Source organism: Streptomyces sp. Q2 (assembly GCF_056820935.1).
The window spans coordinates 24,558-42,857 of record NZ_JBXEJE010000026.1 but is presented as its reverse complement, the minus strand read 5'-3'; the positions used below and the strand labels follow the sequence as shown (position 1 = coordinate 42,857).

Genomic DNA, 18,300 nt, shown 5'->3' with positions numbered 1-18,300 from the left:
GCACGGTGGCCGACCTGTTGGAGGCCGAATCGGTGGCCTCCCTGGCCGACACCGTCGCTGCCGGCACCGCCGCCACCCGCCGGGTGATCGCATTCCTTAGCGAGCAAGCCCTGCTGGAGCCGGACGAACTCTCCGAAGCGCCCGGACAGCTGCGGCCGATGCGCAGCGCCCCGTCCTGCCACGCGTCCGGGACCTGGGCCAGGAGCGACGCGACCGGCACGATGAACAGGCTCTGACCAAGCAGTTCACGCAACTGCCAAAGCCCATGGCCGGCCAACTCCATGCCTGGGTGCGGGTCATGCGCGGTCACGGCCGTTACCCAGCACCCTCCGGCCGACTTCCGCCGCTACCTGTACGTCGCGTGGCCCGCCCTGTCGACGATCAAGTTTTTCCCCAGGTTGGGCGGTTTGAGCGTCATGTAATTTCCCATCCCGAATTCTCCTAATTGGCCATGGGTAGCGCGGAGGTCGGGATCGAGGGACCTGGTCGTCGCGGAGCTGGTCAAGTTCCTCGTCCCGTGGTTCGGATGGCCGATGGGCAGCCCGGATGGCGAGGAGAACGTTCGTCGTGGTCGACATCACCGAGATCTACGTCCACTGGTACGCGGGCCGCTCGAAGAGCGAGCTGGCTGCGTCGCTGAGGGTGGACCGCAAGACGGTCAGGAAGTACCTGGCGCCGGCGGAAGCGTCCGGGATCAGCCCGGGCGGCCCGCCGATGAGCGAGTCCGACTGGTCGAAGCTGATCAGGGAGTGGTTCCCGGGGCTCATCGACAGAAGGCTGAGGCAGGTGACCTGGCCGGACATCGACCAGCACCGCGACTACATCAAGAGCCTGCTCGGGACGGTGACCGTCTCGACGATCCACCAGCGCCTGCGTGACGAACACAAACTGCAGGTGTCGATCTCTTCGTTCCGTCGGTGGGTGCACGCGACGCTTCCGGACGAGGTGGCGAAGTCGCAGGTCACAGTGTTGCGCGACGACATCGAGCCCGCTTGGAGGCTCAGATCGACTACGGCTTCCTCGGGCCGTGGAACGATCCGCGGACCGGGAAACGCCACCGGGTCTGGGCGTTCGTGATGGTGCTGCCGTGCTCGCGGCACATGTTTGTCCGGCCGGTGCTGCACCTGGACCAGCACGCGTGGACGGAAGCGCACGTCGCGGCCTTCCGCTACTTCGGCGGCGTCCCGCGCCGGCTCGTCCCGGACAACCTCAAGACCGGCGTCGACAAGCCCGACCTCTACAACCCGAAGATCAACAAGGCGTATGCCGAACTCGCAACGCACTACGGAGCGTTGGTCGATCCCGCCCGGGCGGCGAAGCCGAAGGACAAGCCGCGGGTCGAGCGGCCGATGCCCTACTCCGCGACTCGTTCTGGCGAGGCCGGGAGTTCACCTCGATCGAGCACATGCAGGCCGAGGCCGTGACCTGGAGCCAGCAGGTCGCGGGGCGGCGGAAGTGCCGGCCGCTCGGCGGGGCCGCCCCGATGACCGTGTTCGACGCGTTGGAGGCGGCCGAACTGCTGCCTCTGCCGCCGACTCCGTTCGTGCTGGCCCGCTGGTCGACGGCCACGGTCGGCCCGGACATCCACATCAAGGTCGGCCGCACCCTCTACTCGGTTCCGTGGAAGTTGATCGGCCGCAAGGTCGACGTCCGCTCGACCGCCACGATGGTCCAGGTCTTCCACGACGGCCAGCTCGTCAAGACCCACGCAGCCCTTGACCAGGGAAAACGCACCGACAAGAACGACTATCCGCCAGAGAAGATCGCCTTTCAGATGCGGACGCCGGTCTGGTGCCGCAGCCAGGCGTCTGAGGTCGGCGACGCCTACCGCGAAGTCGTCGACCAGATGCTGGAGGTCAACGTCCTCTATAGGCTCCGCGCTGCCCAGGGGGTCCTCGGGCTGCGGAAGAAGTACGGCGACACACGGCTGGAGGCCGCCTGCGCGAGGGCCATCGCGGTTGGCGATCCGTCCTACCGCACCATCAAGGGCATCCTCATCGCCGGCACCGAAACCGACCCCGAGCCCGAGACCAGCGGTGATGCCGGGGCCGCGGCCTTCCTCCACGGCCCCGCCCGGCTCTTCGCCACCGTCGCGACCCCCGACGCGACGGATGACGACCACGACGACCAGGTCCACGACGAAGCCGAGGTGGAAGCCCGATGACCGTGATGGACGCCGCCCTGCGGGAGTCGCTCAAGGCCCTGCGACTGTCCGGCATGCTGGAAACCCTCGACGCTCGCCTCGCCCAGGCCCACGGAGGCGAGCTCGGCCACCTCGACTTCCTCCAGGTCCTCTGCCAGGACGAGATCACCCGTCGCGAGACCGTAGCGTTCCAACGGCGCTTGCAGCGAGCGAAGTTCGAACAGCAGGTCACCCTGGAGGAGTTCGACTTCACCGCCTCCTCGAAACTGCCCGCCGCCCAGATCCGCGATCTGGGAGCCCTGCGCTGGCTCCACGCCGGCGAATCGGTCATCCTCTTCGGCCCCGTCGGCGTCGGCAAGACCCACATCGCCCAGGCCCTCGGCCACCTCGCCGTCCGCCAGGGCGCGCACGTCCGCTTCGCCAAGACCAGCCGCATCCTCGCTGACCTCGCCGGCGGCCACGCGGACCGCACCTGGGAGAAACGCGTCCGCGAACTCGTTCGCCCCGACGTCCTCATCCTCGACGACTTCGCCATGCGTCAGCTGTCCGCGGCCCAGGCCGACGACCTCTACGAACTCGTCTCCGAGCGGCAGGGACGCTCGCTGATCATCACCAGCAACAGGGCGCCCAGCGACTGGTATCCCCTCTTCCCCAACCCCGTCGTCGCCGAGTCCCTCCTGGACCGGCTCATCAACACCAGCCATCAGGTGATCATGAACAGGCCCAGCTACCGCCCGAACAAGCGGCCCAGGAACCCCACCGACAAGACCAAGTAGGAAAAACCGGTGGACGTCGTCGGGATACTTGGCAGTGGGGGCGGTCGCTGACGGTCCCTCATCCGGACGCGGCGTTTCGGCAATCAGTTTGGATGGCTGTGCCTAAAGCGCTCCGCAGTGAACGCGCGCTTGCCGGCCGCGGTCCCCATCGTGGCCGATGGGGCGCCGGTGGAGTGGGGACCTGCGTCGGTGCGGCGTGTCGCGGTTTCCCACGAAATCCGGTGGAGTCTCAGCGGCCGGAAGTGGTTGGGTCCTGCTCAATGCTTCGCTGACACGGCCCGGCACCGTGCGAGGCGCAAGGTCCGAATCGCAGGCGCGGTCTAGCCCGCGTGCCGTCGAGTGATGGAGGTTATCGCGGTGGCTGGTTATGGGGCGCTTTCCGACGTATACGAGTGGCTGATCGGGGACGACAGGTTGACCCCCGCCAAGGCAGCCGCGGTCTACTACAGCGATGTTGTGGGCTCTCTGCCGCCCAACGCGCGCGTCCTCGACTGCGCGTGTGGAACCGGCCAGCTCGCCGTCGGTCTGGCGAGTCTTGGCCTTGACGTGGTCGCCGCAGACGCCAGCAGCGGGATGGTTCGCCGGACCGAGAATGCCGCCGACGAGCAGGGTGTCTCGCTTCGAGCCCTCCGCGCGAGCTGGGACGAGCTGCCCGACCACCTGGAGGACTCCACGTTCGATCTGGTGTTCTGCGTCGGCAACTCGCTCGGGCACGCCGAGGGCGCAGCCGGGCGCCTGACCGCACTGGAAGTGATGTCGCGGCTGCTGAATCCGGGCGGACGCCTTGTGCTCCACTCACGCAACTGGGAGCTCGTGCGCTCCGCCGGCTCACGGGTAGACGTCCGTGATCGACTCATCCGCCGCAACGACCGCGATGCGGTCGTCAGCTACTACTGGCAGATCGAGCAGCGCTGGGAGCAGGAACACTTCCTCGAGATCGTGGTCGCCCAGATCGAGCCGGATGGGGCAGTGCGAGCCTGCTCGGAGCGGTTGTCCATCTGGCCCTACCGGTACGAGGACCTCGTGGCGCAGTTGCGGAGCGTCGGGCTCACGGTGCAGTCCACCACCTTCGACCCCGAGAGCGATGGATACCTGGTGGTCGCCAGCCGCGACCAGGCGCGAGGCACGTCTGAGCCGGTGCGCTGATCTGCCTTTCGTCGTCGTTGCCGACCTGCCAGCTCGCGACCGCCTGCAGCGCTTCGCGAAGTGTTCAGCGCTTGAAGCGGTTGCTGTGGGTGCGGTCCTCACCCTGCATCTGACCTGCTCAAGCTGAGGTTGGAAACAGCTCGCGATCTGCCTTACCGTCAGCTCACGTCAGTAGCTGGGGAATTACGTGAACTTCCGCCTGGGGAATTTCGCGATCGTCCACACGCCCTGACCGCATGGGCCCAGGCCGGGCAGGACCTGCAGCAGATCACCGCCGATCACATACAGGCCGAACTCGCCCGACACCAGGGCAACGTGGCTCGCCAACTCCTCAGCGTTCTGCGAAGCATCTTCCGGGCACTGAAACAGGAGAGGGGGATCTTTCACAACCCCACCACCGGGCTGCATTGGCCCGGCGGGGTGCACCTGCCGCTGCCGATCTCCAGCGACCGGCTGGAAGGCGCCCTGGACCGGCTCGACGGTCCCGCTGCGCGCCTCGTCGTCGGCCTGGTCGCCATCCACGCTGTGCGCGCCGCGGAAGTCGCGCGGCTCAACCTGGCCGACGCCGATCTCTCCGGCTGAACCCTGGCGGTACACCGGGGTGAGCACACCCACGTCGTCTTCCTCGACGACCTCAGCACCCGCCTCGTGGCCGACTGGCTGCGAGAAGTGAAAGCGAAGGTTCCGCGTCGAAGCGCCGGCCCGAGCCAGGACGATCGGCCGCGGTGCAGCGTGGCTGGGACCTCTGGCTTTGGTGGTCCGGCGTGCCCGCGCCGTCGACAGACGTTGGTCTCCGGAGCCGAGAAGGGCACGATGCATTTCACTCCCCATGAGCAGGAGCGCCTGCTGGTCCATGTGGCGGCCGACGTGGCGCGGCAGCGTAGAGAGCAAGGAATCAGGCTGAACTACCCGGAGGCGGTGGCGCTGCTCACCGCTTACGTCTACGACCAGGCGCGGATCGGCCGGAGCGTCGGCGAGATCATGGACTCGGGGCGGGGGGTTCTGACACGGGACGACGTCATGGACGGTGTCCCGGAGATGATCGACAACGTCCAGGTCGAGACGACGTTTCCCGACGGCACGAAGCTGGTGACGATCCACGACCCGTTCGACGCGCCGCACGGGGAGATCGAACTCCACCCGGGCAAAGTCGACTTCGTCGACGAGGCGGTGCCTTTGAACCCGGGGCTGGACGTCACCGAGATCGAGGTGCACAACCCGACCGACCGGCCGGTGCAGGTTGGGTCGCACTACCACTTCTATGAGGCCAACGAAGGGCTCGAGTTTGAGCGGAAGGAGGCGTACGGCAAGCGGCTCAACGTCGCGGCCGGCACGTCCGAACGGTTCGAGCCGAGGGATCGCCGCACGGTGGAGTTGGTGCGCATCGAGGGCGAGCGGAAGGTGCTGGGGCTGCGCGGGCTGGTCGGTGGGGTGTTGCAGGACCAGGCCCTGGACGACTGTGACGGTGAGGGAGCTGATGACCGTGGCTGAGCGGAAGAACACCAGGACGACCGCGCGCGAGGACTACGTAGACCTGTTCGGCCCGACGACCGGGGACGAGATCCGGCTGGCGGACACCGCGCTGCGTATCAAGGTCACCGACGACTGGTCCGGCGGTCTCACCAAAGATCCGGTGACCGCTCTGCCCGTTCCGGCGCCCGAGGACAACGACAACTGCCCGGGCGAGGACAAGGGCAAGATCAGCCTGCTGACGAGCAGGAGCGGGCACGAGATGGTCTTCGGCGGCGGCAAGGTGATCCGGGAGTCGATGGGCCAGTCGGCCCGGCCACGCAGCGACGTCGAGGTCTGTCCTGCCGACACGGTGATCACCGGCGTGGTGGTCCTGGATCACTGGGGCGTGGTCAAAGCGGACGTTGCGATCCGGGACGGGAGGATCAGCGCCCTCGGAAAGGCGTACAACCCGGAGACCATGGCCAGGATCCACGATGGCCGGACGGACGGGCCGACGGACTTCGTGATCGGCCCGGAGACCGAGGTGATCTCAGGCAAGGGCCGCATCCTGACCGCGGGCGGGGTGGACACCCATGTCCATTTCATCTGCCCGGAGCAGGTCGGCGAGGCCCTTGCGTCCGGGGTGACGACCTTGATCGGCGGTGGCACCGGACCGGCTGAGGGGTCCACCGCGACCACGGTCACCCCAGGCAAGTGGCATGTCGGGCGTCTGTTCAAGGCGCTGGATGAGTTCCCGGTGAACGTCGGGGTGCTGGGCAAGGGCAGCACCATGTCCCGGGAGTCGATGCTCGACCAGGTGAAGGCCGGCGTGATCGGCTTCAAGATCCATGAGGACTGGGGCGCCACCCCGGCGGTCATCGACACCTGCCTGAAGGTGTGCGAGGGCAGGAACAGCCCTGAGGACGACAAGCGGACCGGCGGCCTCGTCACCAACAGCGTGCAACTGGCCCTGCACGCGGACTCGCTGAACGAAGCGGGCTTCGTGGAGAGCACCAAGGCCGCGTTCAAGGGCCGTCCTCTGCACATCTTCCACATCGAGGGCGCCGGCGGCGGCCACGCTCCCGACATGATCACCCTGTGCGGGGAGGAGAACGTTCTGCCCGCGTCCACCAACCCGACGCGCCCTTTGACGGTCAACACCGTCAAGGAGCACATCGACATGATGATGGTCTGCCACCACCTCAACCCGGAGCTGCCCGCCGACCGGGCCTTCGCCGACTCCCGGGTGCGGCCATCGACGATGGCGGCCGAGGATCTGCTGCACGACATGGGCGCCATCTCGATCATGTCGTCCGACGCGCAGGCCATGGGCCGCATCGGCGAGATGATCATGCGGACGTGGCAGACCGCTCACGTGATGAAGGCCCGCTATGGCCAGCTGCGCGAAGGCACCGCCGTGGAGCAGGAACAGCAGCGGCGCGAGGCGGACAACTTCCGTGCCCGCCGCTACGTCGCCAAGTACACGATCAACCCGGCCATCGCCCACGGCGCGGACGACCTGATCGGCTCCGTGGAGACCGGCAAGCTGGCGGACCTGGTGCTGTGGGAGCCGAAGTTCTTCGGCGTGAAGCCGCACATGGTCCTCAAGGGCGGTCAGATCGCCTACGCGCAGGTCGGTGACGCCAACGCATCCATCCCGACGCCGCAGCCCGTCCTGCCCCGCCCGATGTGGGGCGCCACAGGAAACGCGCCGAGCGCCAACTCGGTCAATTTCGTGAGCCCGCAGGCCACGGTCAGCGCTCAGGAACTCGGCATCGGCAAGTCCCTGCACGAGATCAAGGACACTCGCCAGGTGTTCAAACGGCACATGATCCTCAACGATGCCACCCCCAACATCCGGGTCGACCCGAACACCTACGAGGTGTTCATCGAGGACATCTGCATCACCGAACTGCGCCGGCAGAAGGAGGAACAGGCGCAGGCCGATGAGGCGCTGTGCCCCCAGCGGCCCGCCCCCACGCACTACGCGTCGGAACTGCCCATGGCCCAGCGGTACTTCATCTTCTGACCGTCTGGCGGACGGCGGCGCGGGCGGAACGGTAAGCCGGACGTCGCCCGTCCCCGTCTTTCCCGCCGCGCCCTCGAAAGGCATGGCCACCCCTCCCATGAGCCGGACCGCTCTCCTCGTCCTCGCCGACGGCCGTTTCCCGGCAGGAGACCATGCGCATTCCGGCGGCGTCGAGGCCGCCGTCGCCGCCCGCGCCGTCCACGATCCCTCCACCCTCTACGCGTTCTGCCGTGGCCGTCTGCACACCGCGGGCCTCACCGCTGCCTCACTGGCCGCCGCGGCAGCCGCCGGATGCGACCCGCTCGTCCTGGACGAGGCCGCCGACGCCCGTACGCCCTCCCCGGCGCTGCGGGCCACGGCCCGCAAACTGGGCCGGCAGATGCTGCGGGCAGCCCGCGCGGCCTGGCCGTGCGAGGCGCTTCAGCGGCTTGCACGTGATCTGCCGGGCGGCGCCCACCAGCCCGTGGTGCTCGGCGTCGCCGCCCAAGTAGCCGGCCTGACCGCGTTGGATGCCGCACATGCCGCGGCCTTCAGCAACGTTGCAGGCCCGGCCGCCGCGGCCGTGCGGTTGCTCGGCCTCGACCCATTCGACGCCACTGCCGTCCTGGCCCGTCTCTGCGACGACGTCGACGCCGTGGCCCACCAAGCCGCCGACGCCGCCGCGCGCGTCGTCGACGAGGGTGTCGGCATCTTGCCGGCTGCGTCGTCGCCACTGCTCGACATCACCGCCGAACAGCATGCCGCCTGGCCGATGCGGCTGTTCGCCTCCTGACGCCCAACCCGCCACTCGCCGCACATCCGAAGGAGCTCACGCCCATGCACCTCGACCACACGCACGACGGCCCCGACGCCGTCTCCGCCGACGCCCACCGCCTCGACGGCACCCGCCGCGCCCTCAGGATCGGTCTCGGCGGTCCGGTCGGCTCCGGCAAGACCGCCACCGTCGCCGCCCTCTGCCGCACCCTGCGCGACCGGTATTCACTTGCCGTTGTCACCAACGACATCTACACCCGTGAGGACGCCGAGTTCCTGCTCCGCGAGGCCGTGCTGCCGCCCGAGCGGATCACCGCCGTGGAGACCGGAGCCTGCCCGCACACAGCGATCCGCGACGACATCTCCGCCAACCTGGAGGCCGTAGAAGAGCTGGAGGACCGCCTCGGCCCCCTGGATCTGATCCTCGTCGAGTCCGGCGGCGACAACCTCACCGCCACTTTCTCCAAGGGCCTCATCGACACGCAGATCTTCGTCATCGATGTCTCCAGCGGCGACGACATCCCCCGCAAGGGCGGCCCCGGCATCACCACCGCCGACCTCCTCGTCGTCAACAAGACCGACCTCGCCCCGTACGTCGGCGCCGACCTCGCCACCATGGCCTCCGACGCGGTCCAGCGGCGCGGCGACTTGCCCGTCGTCTTCACCTCCCTCACCGGCGACGACGGTGTCCGGCCCATCGCCGACTGGGTCCTGGAACGCCTCACCGCCTGGCGCCGCAAGACCACGCCCGAACCCGCCGCCGCGCACTGATCCCGCCACGACCCGGCAGAAGAGCAGAAGACATGAGCATGCTCGCCGAAGACCTCACGCCCCTCCCTGCGGCTCTCCCGGACGCGTCCGCAGTCGTGGCGACCGCCCGGGTGCGGGCCGGCCATAACGGCTGCACCACCACCCTTCCGCTGCTCAGCAGCGACGGCCCCTTTCACCTCCAAAGGCTCCGCTCGCGTGGCGGCCTGGCCCGTGTCGACGTCATCGGCGCCATGAGCGGTCCCCTCGGCGGCGACCGGCTCGCCTTCCATGCCGACGTCGGCCCGCGCGCCCGCCTCCAGATCACGTCAGCCGCCTCCACCATCGCGCTGCGTGGCGCCACCGACGACACGGCCACCTACCACATCCGCCTGTCCGTCGGCGACGATGCCGCCCTGCGCTGGCTGCCGCAGCCCCTGATCAGCACCGCGGGCAGCAACCTCCGCCAGACCTGCACCGTCGACCTCGCCGCCACCGCCCGCCTCGTCCTGAGGGACGAACAGGTCCTCGGCCGCACCGGTGAGATGAGCGGCGACCTGACGACCCGCCTCACCGTGCTCCGCGCCGGCCGCCCCCTTCTCGACCAGCACACCTCCTTCGGCGGCGCCCACCCTGCCTGGGACGGCCCGGCCGTCATGGGCTCGCACCGCGCCTGCGGTCAACTCCTCGTCGTCGACCCGTCCCTCGCCCCGGCAGCCCTTTCACCGGTCCTCTTCGGCGACCTCGACGCCCCAGCCCACGGTGTGCTGGTCCCCCTGGCCGGCCCGGCACTCCTCGCCACCGCGGTGGCCGACACCGCCACCCGGCTGCGACACCTCCTTGACGAGGCACTGCGACGAGCGCTCACCCCATAGGTGAGGACCACATGGTCATCAGCCCGTGCCCGTGCGGGGTGGCCACCTCCCTGTTGTCCAGCAGTGGACGAGCTGCAGGCGGCCGCGGGCCTGCTGGGCCGTCGACCACTACCGCTCCACCGCACCCCTGATCAGCCACCAAGGGGCGCGATCCACCGGTCGTTCGGCACGCTGGTGGAGTCGCCCACTGACCTGTTCAACCATCCGCGCCGCCGCGGCGGCCTCGGGCTGCGGGTGCAGCCCTCGCAGTGGGCGATGCGGGAGTCCTTCGCCGCATGGCGGACGGTCTTGCCGCAGGCCCGCAAGGAGGCGGCGGCATTTTCGGGGATCGCGAAGACCAAGGCAGTCATGAGCCGACCCGGAGGCCGTGGTCCCGGTTGCCGTTACCAGGAGCCGGGATCTCCGGCCGGCGTTTGGGTTCTCCGGTACGACTGCTTCGATGCCGGTGACATCCTCCAGCCAGTCGACGTCGACGGGGGACGGCCAGCTCCTGGAGCCCGACGCGGCCGATGACGCAGGCGCTTCGCGCACCAATCGCACCGCACCGATAAGACGGGCGACCAGGAGCATGTGCTCGAGCGCATCCCGTACGAGCTGTGCGTGCTGGTCGCGCTGCGGGACGCGGTCCGCCGCGAGATCTACGTGGAAGGCGCGGCCCGCTGGCGCAACCCGGAGGACGACCTGCCCGGCGACTTCGAGGCCACCCGCACCGTGCGTTACGCCGCGATCCGCCAGCCCCTGAACCCGAGGGCGTTCATCGCGGACCTGAAGAAGCGCATGACCACGGGCCTGAACCGGCTCTCGACCTCGCTCGTGGATGGCTCGGGGGGCGGGGTGAAGGTCACCACCCGCAAGAGCGAGCCCTGTTCACCGTGCCCAAGCTGGAACCGCTGGACGAGCCCACCGGCCTCCAGGCCCTCAAGGATGAAGTCGTACGGCGCTGGGGCGTCCTCGACCTCCTGGACGTGTTGAAGAACTCCGACTTCCTCACCGGCTTCACTGAGGAGTTCTCTTCGGTGGCCGCGTACGAGCGCATCGACCGTGACGTCCTCCAGCGCCGCCTCCTGCTGGCCCTCTTCGCCCTGGGTACGAACATGGGCATCCGCGCCATCGTGGCCACCGGCGAGCACGGCGAGACCGACGCCGCGCTGCGGCATGTCCGCCGACACTTCATCACGGAGCACGCCGAGACGTCGATGCTCGCCCTGCACCTGCTCCAGTCCGCGCTCGTGCACGTCAACACGCTGCCGGTGCAGAAGGTCCTGGCCGAACCGGCCTGGTCGAAGAAGCTGAGCGACCAGGACCGGCGCGGCCTGACCGCGCTGTTCTGGTCCAACGTCAACCCGTACGGCACCTTCCGCCTGGAGATGGACAAGCGGCTCGATCAGGGGTCGACCGCTGCCGTGCCCCGCCCCCGCACACCGGCGGAGGCCGCCGAGCGATCGAGTACGCAGACGCGATGAGCTGTCGCGGGACCGGGCCAGCGGCCCGCCTTGGGCCGGAATATCGCCGAGGTGAGCAGAGCGTGCAGCAAGCGTCCGCGGACACGCCCATGCCCCGGGGAGCTACGGCGCTCTCAGGTCCGGCGGGCCGCTACGGGAGTGGGCGACTGCGTGATCTGCTCGATCGCGGTTGCCTGGGACCAGACTGCTTGCCACTGGCCGTCTGCGTTCTCATAGGTGTCGGTGTGCCAGTAGCTCGCGCGGGGTACCGGGCGGTGCTTGAAGATCACCTCCAGGGTGGCCTGGTAGCGGATGACGGCGGCGTTCCCGTGAATGCGGACGTCGATGGGGCCGGGTTCCCATTCCACGTAGGTGATGTCTCCGGTTGCGATCGCCTGGAGGTATGCGTCTTTGGAGAGCACGTGGCCGACGGGGGTGACGAGCTGGAAGTCGGGTGCGTGCAGCTCGGAAGCGGTACTGATGTCGCCCGCGACGAGCGCTCGGAGTCTCACCCGCTCGACGTCGCGGATCTGCTCGGCGATCGCACCGCCGGCCGGGACGGCTGTTGTCTGCGCCATGGGGGATTCACTCCTGATGGGTCGAGAAGCCAAGCACTGGGCGTGGAGCACCCTAGATGACCAGCAAGTTTGGACTCATTGACGATTAGAGTCCATTACGTCAAGATCACAGCATGGCAGACGACCGAACGGAACACATCCTCGATGCCGCGCTGACCGCTTTCTGCCAGTACGGCTACGGCAAGACCACCATGCAGGACATCGCCCGCGCCGCCGGGATGTCCCGGGCCGCTCTGTACCTGCATTTCCCCAGCAAAGAAGATCTCTTCCGCGCAGGGTCCCGCCGGGCGCACTCCCGGGCGCTCGGCGAGGTGGACACTGCTCTCGCCCAGCAGGGCGACGTGCTGCCCCGAGTCGATGCCGCGGTGACCGCCTACTTCGGAGGACTCCTGGCGCAGATCTCGTCGAGCGTGCACGGCGGGGAGGTCCTCGGTGCGAGTCTCGACGTCGCCGGGGACATCGTCAGCGAGGCCCATGCGGCTCTGGTCACCCGGCTCACCGGCGCACTGCAGAGCGCGGCGGCAGCGGGAGAAGTGCAGTTCTCGACCTCCGACGCGACCGCCGAGGACATCGCGCTTCTCCTCCTCGCAGTCGCGGACGGGCTGAGGAAGACGAGTGCGGCGCCGCAGTCGCTGCAGCAGCGGAAGGCGTTGTTCCTGCGCCTGGTGCACGCTGGGATCGCACCCGTGCACCAGACGCACTCAGATGGCGACGCTCCGTCATAACGTCCCTGCACGTCTGTGCCCGTACCCGACACCCCAGGAGCCCACCATGGCGACCCAGTGTGACCCGACCGTCCCCGCCGGGTGGTCGAGATGATCGTCAGCACGACGACGGGCCGGGTCCGCGGGCTTGGTACGGGCAGCATTACGGCGTTCAAGGGAGTGCCCTACGCAGCAGCCCCTGAGGGGATGCTGCGCTTGCGGCCTCCGGAACCGGCCGCGCCGTGGGACGGGGTCCGCGACTGCGTCGGGTTCGGCGCGGCCCCGCCGCAACTGGCACCGGCACCCACCGCTCCACCGGCGTGGCGGCCCGGTGCCGGGCTGGACTGCCTGACGTTGAACATATGGAGCCCAGACGTGGGCGCGGCGGGCCTGCCGGTCATGGTGTGGATCTACGGCGGCCTGTGGAAGCACGGCTCCTCCAACATGCCGCAGTACGACGCCTCCACCCTGGCCGACTCCGGAACCGTGGTGGTCACCTTCAACTACCGCGTCGGTTTCGAGGGCTTCGGACACCTGCCCGGGGTCGCGGACAACCGCGGGCTGCGCGATCAAATCGCCGCCCTGGAATGGGTCCGGGACAACATCGCCGCGTTCGGCGGCGACCCCGCCAACGTGACCGTCTTCGGCCAGTCCGCCGGTGCCGCCTCCACCGCCCTGCTCATGGCCGCGCCCGCCGCGCGCGGCCTGTTCCGTAGCGCGATCACCCAGAGCATCCCCTCCGGGATCCGCACCGGCGCCGAGGCCGAGTCCGTCACCGCGACGATCGCGGCAGCCCTCGGCATCGCACCGACCTGGGACGCGTTCGCCGCACTGCCGCCCGAGACGATCCTCGCCGTCCAGGACGCGCCGCTGCGCGACCGGCAGGGGTTCACCGCGTTCGCCCCCGTCATCGACGGCGACCTCGTGACGGGACCGCCCTGGACTGCGCTTCGCACGGGCGCAGGCCGGGACGTGGACCTGGTCTGCGGGTTCACCCACGAGGAATACCGAGGCCAGGGACCGCAGCCCCCGCCCGGAGTCGACCTGGCGATTGTCGCCGAAGCGGTCGGGCTGGAGAAAGAGTCGGCCACCGCCTACCGGCAGAGCCATCCCGGCGTCAGCGACGCCGACCTGTTCACCGTGATGCTGTCCGACGCGCTCGTCCGCATGCCCACCACCTGGGTCGCCGAGGCCCATGCCCGCGCGGGCGGACGGACCTGGCTCTACGACTTCACCTGGCGCGGCCCCTCCCTGGGCGCCGCCCATGGCATCGACGTCCCGTTCGTCTTCGGCAACGCCACGAACCGCCCGGCCGCCCGGTTCCTCGGCTCCCCGCCGCCTGCCGACTTCGCCGGCCTGTCGGAACGCATCCGTACGGCCTGGACGTCCTTCGCCGCCACCGGCGACCCCGGCTGGCCGCGCTTCGCGCCCGAACACCCCAGCCCCACTACCCGGATATGGGACACACTCCCCACCGACGCCCCCTACCCGCTGGAAGACTCCCGGCGTATCTGGGAGCACATCGCATCCAGGTAGCCGTTCGTGCCTTTTGCGCCGCCGATTCGCCGAGGCATGACAGGGCGCGGGGAACGACCAGGAGCAATGAGGTGAGACATGCCAGAAGGCAGCAGCGATCACTCTGTTCCGGGCAAGCGATAGGAGCCCGGGCAATCGGCGGACGCGGCGCGCCTCGTAGATCGGCGAAACGAGCTGTTGCATAGCCGGTCCCCGTTTCAACGCCGGACGGCGACGGCATTGCCGCAGGCCGGTCCGTCCTCACCGGCCCTCTGGCCGGGAAGCACGACCCGGCCGGGCACGGGGCCGCCCTGTTCGCCTTCTTCGCCGCTACGGCGGAGTCCGAGCGCGACTACATCCGCGACAAGACCCTCGAAGGCCAGGAGACCGCCCGCAAGAACGGCAAGGCCATCGGCGGCGTCAAGGTCTCCGACGAGGACATGCTCGCCACCGCCCTGCGCCTGCGCGACCAGGAACACCTGTCGCTGCGCGTGATCGCTTCCCGGCTCGTGAGTCGAACAGGCAAGAAGCGAGGCCAGCATCCAGCCCCGGCCACCGTCATGCGCATGCTGCGTGAGCACGACGAACACACCACCGCGCCTTTGGCGTCGTAGGAGACTGGCTGCCCTCCACCTCCGGAGAGGGGCTCGGCGCGAAGAAGGGCCAGCACCCCTCACCCGCCACCGTCATGCGGATGCTCCGCGAACACGACGAGCAGGTCGCCACGGCGGCGAGCACGTGATCACCCCGCTACTTTGCGGCTGGTGTCTGAGCTAGGACACCGGGGCCGAGTACTGGCGAAACCCCGACGCGAAGCGGGACGACGACCCTGCCGCCTGGCTGATGACCTGCACCATCCTCACCATCCTCACCATCCTCACCACCGAAGCCACCGACGCAGCCGGACGCGTCCACCCGCGCATGCCGCTCGCCCTCACCCAGGACCACTACGACACCTGGCTCGACCCCCACCAGCAAGACCCCGACGACCTGCGCGCGCTCCTCACCCAGCCCGCCGGCGGCCACCTGGACGCGAGGCCCGTCTCACTGGCCGTCAACAACGTCCGCAACAACGGCCCTCAGCTCCTTGACGAGATCGCTCCTTGGTTTGCAGCCTTCCGTGGCGATGTGGGCCCTGCCGTGGAGTGGACCCTGACGGTTCGGACCCCGAGCGGGGGTTCGTACCTGTACTTCCGCGTCTCGTCCTCACGTATCCGCCCGCGCTTCTCGTGTCTGATGCTCTCCACGCCCGACCCCTCCTATCCGCCGGCGCCCTCGGGGCAGTTGTGGCGCAGCAGCCGGACCAGGGCCTCGGGCACGGTGATGCAGCGCGGGTCGTTTGAAGTGGTTCCGCTTCTGGGGAGGCTTGCCCAGCCGGACGCCGACCAGGAGTTGGCCTTGGCCGCCCGCCAGGGCAGTTACTCCCTGTACCGTACGCCGAACGACCCCGGCAGGGACCTGGCGGTGCTGGCGGCAAAAGGACGATCCTGGATTGCGCGTCGGGGGCGATGCGAGCGCGCATGTGCCGAGGGCAGCGGCGCGCCGGCACAGGTCAAGCCGGGGGCGGGGGGGGGCGTTAGTGCGCGGGACTCTGATTGCGGGGCGATATCGACTGGGCGCACCATCCTCTCCTGGCCGAAGCCCTCAGACGTGGCGAGCGACCGACGAATTACTCGGCCGACCGGTCGCGATCAAAGAAGTGCGGATCGGTGAACCGAGTAGCGGGGACATGCGCATCCTGCGTGATCGCAGCCTGCGGGAGGCCAGAGCCACGGCCGGGATCGACCATCCGAACGTCGTGCGCGTCTATGACGTGGCGGAGGGCAGCGACGGGCTGTGGATCGTCATGGAACTGGTCGAGGCGCGTTCGCTGGAACGGGTCCTGGCCGAAGACGGACCGCTGAGTGCTCGGAAAGCGGCGCTGGTCGGGATCCATCTCGCGGAAGCGCTGCGGGCGGCGCACGCGATGGGGGTGCTGCACCGGGACCTCAAGCCGGAAAATGTGCTGCTCGGTTCGGGGGAACGGGTCATCCTCAGTGACTTCGGCATCGCCGCGATCCAGGATATGACCTCGTTGACGATGACCGGCATGGTCGTCGGCTCGCCCGACTACATGGCGCCCGAGCGCATCAGCGGCCACCGCCAGGGCCCGCCCTCCGACCTGTGGTCGCTCGGCGCCACACTGTGTGCGGCCGTCGCGGGCCAGTCCCCGTTCACCCGCCTGACAACGCTGGCCACCCTGCACGCCGTCCTCTACGAGGAGCCCGTGCTTCCTGCAGCTGGACCGCTGACCCAACTCCTGGCTGCCCTGCTGGCCAAGAATCCCGACGCGCGCCCTACCATCGACGAGGTCGCCGCAGCGCTGCGTGGAGTCGCCTTCTCGTCGGCCCCACACACTGCCCCGGCGTTGGAGTCCGGAGATGGGCCTGAGCCTGAGCGTGCGAACGCCGCCCCACGTCCTGATCCGGCCGGCGGAGGCGCCGACGCACCGCCCGACGTCGTGCACGACAGCAGCAACGGTCCAGGTTCGGACTGGTTCAGCCCCCGTAAGACAGGCCGAGAAGCCGTGCGCCCATACGTTCGTTCAAACGATCGCGCTTCCCCATCCTGGGGCGGCGGTGCCTCAGCCGGCGGGTCTTCGGAAGGCGCAGAGCCTCCCGGGTCCCATACCGGTCAGCGCGATGTATTCCCCCAGCGCCGGCTGGTGGCGGAACTGGTGGAGCAGACATCGCCGGGGCGCGAGGTGTCCTTGCAGGTACAGGTCATCTGCGGCGGCGAGACGGGCGTGCCGCTGCGGGGGTTCGCCATCTCCGCCCAGGGGGCCCGGCTGCTGATCACGGTGCACGCACCGGGGCTCCTGATGCTGGGTGATCCGCAGCAGGAGATGAGGGTGGAGGCCAATTGTGACTCCGACGTGCTCCGGTTCGGCCTGCGCACCTTGCGGCCGGGCCTGCACACCGTCACGGTACGGGCGTTTCGCGGGGGGTCGTTCCTGGGCGAGCTGCGGGTGCAGATCTCCGTCGAGGAAGGGGTGCCTGCCCGCGACGGACCGCCTCGCGTGGCTGCGCTGGAGTCGCTCGCCATGGACCCGGGGGAGGCGACGCTGCAGGTCCTCAAGGAAGGGGACGGCACCTACCGTTTCCAGCTGATCAGCGCGACCAGCTATGCACCGGAGTCCTTCCGGCTGCTCGCCGGGGATCCCGGGCGCGCCACGGAGAACATCTACTGGGAGCTGCGGGCGACCGCGGCGGCGGCCGGTGCCGGGACCAGTGCGGCGCGGGTGCGGGAGCGGCTGCGCAATCTCGGAGTCTCACTGTGGGGAGAGGCCGTCCCCGACGCGGTGCGGCGGCAGTTCTGGCAGGAGGCAGACCGTATCCGGGCCTTCACCGTGGTCGGCGAGCACGACGTGGTGCCGTGGGAGCTGTTGTATCCCGTGGACGGCACCCAGGAGGGGGACGGCTTCCTCGCCGAGTGGCTGCCCGTCGTGCGCCGCGTCTTCGGCCAGGATCGGGTACGGCAACTCGCCCTTCCACGGGCCACGTTCGTGGTGCCGCCCGCCTCGCCGCCGGAAGCGGACCAGGAAGTCACCGCGCTGCGCGCCCGGTTCGGTCCCGCAGTTGCCTATGGCGGCACGCTGACCGGCCGCGCGGAAGTCCAAGACCTCGTCAACGCGGGGATGGCCGGCCTGCTGCACTTCGCCTGCCACAACGTCTTCACCGAGGCCGGCTCCCGGGTCACCATGGCGGACGGCTCCTTCGACCCTCTGGACCTCGCCTACGCCAGCCGCTCCGGGGCACTGCGTGCGACGCGTCCACTGGTGTTCTTCAACGCCTGCCGCAGTGCGGGGCAGATCGACTGGTACTCCACGACGATGGGCTGGGCCCCGCAGTTCCTCAAAGCGGGCGCGGGGGCCTTCGTCGGCACCCTGTGGCCGGTGCGCTCGGACTCCGCCCTGACCTACGCGGACGCGTTCTACACCCACCTGGTCACCGACCGACTGCCCCTGGGCGAGGCATCCATGAAGGCACGCCAGGCCATCCGCGACCTGAGCGGCGACCCGACCTGGCTGGCCTACGCTGTCTACGGAAGCCCGGCCGCCCGCTGCACCCCTTCGTGACCCGCCCCCACCCGTCCGATGAA

At 69.2% G+C, this 18,300-nt stretch carries 16 protein-coding genes and 2 pseudogenes; 15 read left to right on the top strand and 3 right to left on the bottom strand.

The genetic code is table 11. The annotated features are described in order from the left end of the window. The first annotated feature begins 5 nt into the window (after positions 1-5). From ACWBNA_RS27900 to ACWBNA_RS27885, 4 genes and pseudogenes are all read left to right on the top strand, one after another. A complete protein-coding gene (locus ACWBNA_RS27900; protein ID WP_482707269.1) occupies positions 6-236 on the top strand; it encodes a hypothetical protein in 231 nt (76 codons plus the stop codon). 331 nt (positions 237-567) lie between these two features. Continuing rightward, positions 568-2,164 (top strand): annotated as a pseudogene (istA, locus tag ACWBNA_RS27895) (IS21 family transposase). Further along, positions 2,161-2,919 carry an IS21-like element helper ATPase IstB gene (gene istB, locus ACWBNA_RS27890; RefSeq protein WP_482707268.1) on the top strand — a complete coding sequence of 253 codons (759 nt, stop codon included), beginning with the start codon at positions 2,161-2,163 and terminating at the stop codon, positions 2,917-2,919. The pseudogene istA and the gene istB overlap by 4 nt, the downstream one beginning before the upstream one ends. Positions 2,920-3,261: 342 nt before the next feature. Further along, the gene (locus tag ACWBNA_RS27885; protein ID WP_482707267.1) at positions 3,262-4,065 is read left to right on the top strand and encodes a class I SAM-dependent methyltransferase; all 804 of its coding nucleotides are present in this window, start codon (positions 3,262-3,264) and stop codon (positions 4,063-4,065) included. Positions 4,066-4,248: 183 nt separating this feature from the next. Here ACWBNA_RS27885 and ACWBNA_RS27880 read toward each other — a convergent pair whose 3' ends face one another. Beyond that, positions 4,249-4,680, bottom strand: coding sequence for a hypothetical protein (locus ACWBNA_RS27880; protein ID WP_482707266.1), 432 nt, complete (start codon positions 4,678-4,680; stop codon positions 4,249-4,251). 33 nt (positions 4,681-4,713) lie between these two features. Between ACWBNA_RS27880 and ACWBNA_RS27875 the strand changes: the two genes are divergently transcribed. The 7 genes from ACWBNA_RS27875 to ACWBNA_RS27845 all read left to right on the top strand — a co-directional run bounded on the left by ACWBNA_RS27875 (position 4,714) and on the right by ACWBNA_RS27845 (position 11,384). After that, on the top strand, positions 4,714-5,556 hold the full coding sequence (locus ACWBNA_RS27875; protein ID WP_482707265.1) for an urease subunit gamma: 843 nt from the start codon (positions 4,714-4,716) through the stop codon (positions 5,554-5,556). Beyond that, positions 5,549-7,546 carry an urease subunit alpha gene (gene ureC, locus ACWBNA_RS27870; RefSeq protein WP_482707264.1) on the top strand — a complete coding sequence of 666 codons (1,998 nt, stop codon included), beginning with the start codon at positions 5,549-5,551 and terminating at the stop codon, positions 7,544-7,546. Before ACWBNA_RS27875 ends, ureC begins: the two co-directional genes overlap by 8 nt. Before the next feature lie 97 nt (positions 7,547-7,643). After that, complete coding sequence (locus ACWBNA_RS27865; RefSeq protein ID WP_482707366.1) at positions 7,644-8,318, top strand: urease accessory protein UreF; 675 nt, start codon at positions 7,644-7,646, stop codon at positions 8,316-8,318. Positions 8,319-8,362: 44 nt separating this feature from the next. Continuing rightward, entirely contained in the window at positions 8,363-9,070 is a 708-nt protein-coding gene (ureG, locus tag ACWBNA_RS27860; RefSeq protein WP_482707263.1) for an urease accessory protein UreG, read from the top strand. A gap of 32 nt (positions 9,071-9,102) precedes the next feature. After that, positions 9,103-9,921 (top strand): urease accessory protein UreD, encoded by an 819-nt coding sequence (locus ACWBNA_RS27855; protein WP_482707262.1) that lies wholly within the window; start codon positions 9,103-9,105, stop codon positions 9,919-9,921. A 570-nt stretch (positions 9,922-10,491) separates the two neighbouring features. Beyond that, positions 10,492-10,893 carry a hypothetical protein gene (locus tag ACWBNA_RS27850; protein WP_482707261.1) on the top strand — a complete coding sequence of 134 codons (402 nt, stop codon included), beginning with the start codon at positions 10,492-10,494 and terminating at the stop codon, positions 10,891-10,893. After that, positions 10,794-11,384: a Tn3 family transposase gene (locus ACWBNA_RS27845; protein WP_482707260.1), complete on the top strand. Its 591-nt coding sequence runs from the start codon at positions 10,794-10,796 to the stop codon at positions 11,382-11,384. Before ACWBNA_RS27850 ends, ACWBNA_RS27845 begins: the two co-directional genes overlap by 100 nt. 113 nt (positions 11,385-11,497) lie before the next feature. Here the strand turns inward: ACWBNA_RS27845 and ACWBNA_RS27840 are convergent, their stop codons facing one another. After that, complete coding sequence (locus ACWBNA_RS27840) at positions 11,498-11,941, bottom strand: nuclear transport factor 2 family protein (RefSeq protein WP_482707259.1); 444 nt, start codon at positions 11,939-11,941, stop codon at positions 11,498-11,500. Between the two features lie 113 nt (positions 11,942-12,054). Here ACWBNA_RS27840 and ACWBNA_RS27835 point away from each other — a divergent pair, with 113 nt between their 5' ends. After that, positions 12,055-12,666 (top strand): TetR/AcrR family transcriptional regulator, encoded by a 612-nt coding sequence (locus ACWBNA_RS27835; protein WP_482707258.1) that lies wholly within the window; start codon positions 12,055-12,057, stop codon positions 12,664-12,666. A 90-nt stretch (positions 12,667-12,756) separates the two neighbouring features. Beyond that, complete coding sequence (locus ACWBNA_RS27830; protein WP_482707257.1) at positions 12,757-14,181, top strand: carboxylesterase/lipase family protein; 1,425 nt, start codon at positions 12,757-12,759, stop codon at positions 14,179-14,181. Positions 14,182-14,378: 197 nt separating this feature from the next. Here the strand turns inward: ACWBNA_RS27830 and ACWBNA_RS27825 are convergent, their stop codons facing one another. Next, positions 14,379-14,750, bottom strand: a complete 372-nt coding sequence (locus ACWBNA_RS27825) for a hypothetical protein (protein ID WP_482707256.1) — start codon at positions 14,748-14,750, stop codon at positions 14,379-14,381. Between the two features lie 199 nt (positions 14,751-14,949). On the opposite strand from ACWBNA_RS27825, the pseudogene ACWBNA_RS27820 reads away from it, so the two are divergent. Both ACWBNA_RS27820 and ACWBNA_RS27815 read left to right on the top strand, forming a co-directional pair. Beyond that, positions 14,950-15,258, top strand: a pseudogene (locus ACWBNA_RS27820) (SOS response-associated peptidase family protein); the annotation flags it as partial. Between the two features lie 493 nt (positions 15,259-15,751). Next, a complete protein-coding gene (locus ACWBNA_RS27815) occupies positions 15,752-18,277 on the top strand; it encodes a protein kinase domain-containing protein (protein ID WP_482707365.1) in 2,526 nt (841 codons plus the stop codon). Positions 18,278-18,300: the final 23 nt, after the last annotated feature.

What these genes read in the sequence shown, in the direction of transcription:
- istB (WP_482707268.1), top strand. Translation starts at nt 2,161, where the DNA reads ATGACCGTGATGGACGCCGCCCTGCGGGAGTCGCTCAAGGCCCTGCGA.
- ACWBNA_RS27885 (WP_482707267.1), top strand. Translation starts at nt 3,262, where the DNA reads ATGGAGGTTATCGCGGTGGCTGGTTATGGGGCGCTTTCCGACGTATAC.
- ACWBNA_RS27865 (WP_482707366.1), top strand. Translation starts at nt 7,644, where the DNA reads ATGAGCCGGACCGCTCTCCTCGTCCTCGCCGACGGCCGTTTCCCGGCA.
- ureG (WP_482707263.1), top strand. Translation starts at nt 8,363, where the DNA reads ATGCACCTCGACCACACGCACGACGGCCCCGACGCCGTCTCCGCCGAC.
- ACWBNA_RS27855 (WP_482707262.1), top strand. Translation starts at nt 9,103, where the DNA reads ATGAGCATGCTCGCCGAAGACCTCACGCCCCTCCCTGCGGCTCTCCCG.
- ACWBNA_RS27840 (WP_482707259.1), bottom strand. Translation starts at nt 11,941, where the DNA reads ATGGCGCAGACAACAGCCGTCCCGGCCGGCGGTGCGATCGCCGAGCAG.
- ACWBNA_RS27835 (WP_482707258.1), top strand. Translation starts at nt 12,055, where the DNA reads ATGGCAGACGACCGAACGGAACACATCCTCGATGCCGCGCTGACCGCT.
- ACWBNA_RS27830 (WP_482707257.1), top strand. Translation starts at nt 12,757, where the DNA reads ATGATCGTCAGCACGACGACGGGCCGGGTCCGCGGGCTTGGTACGGGC.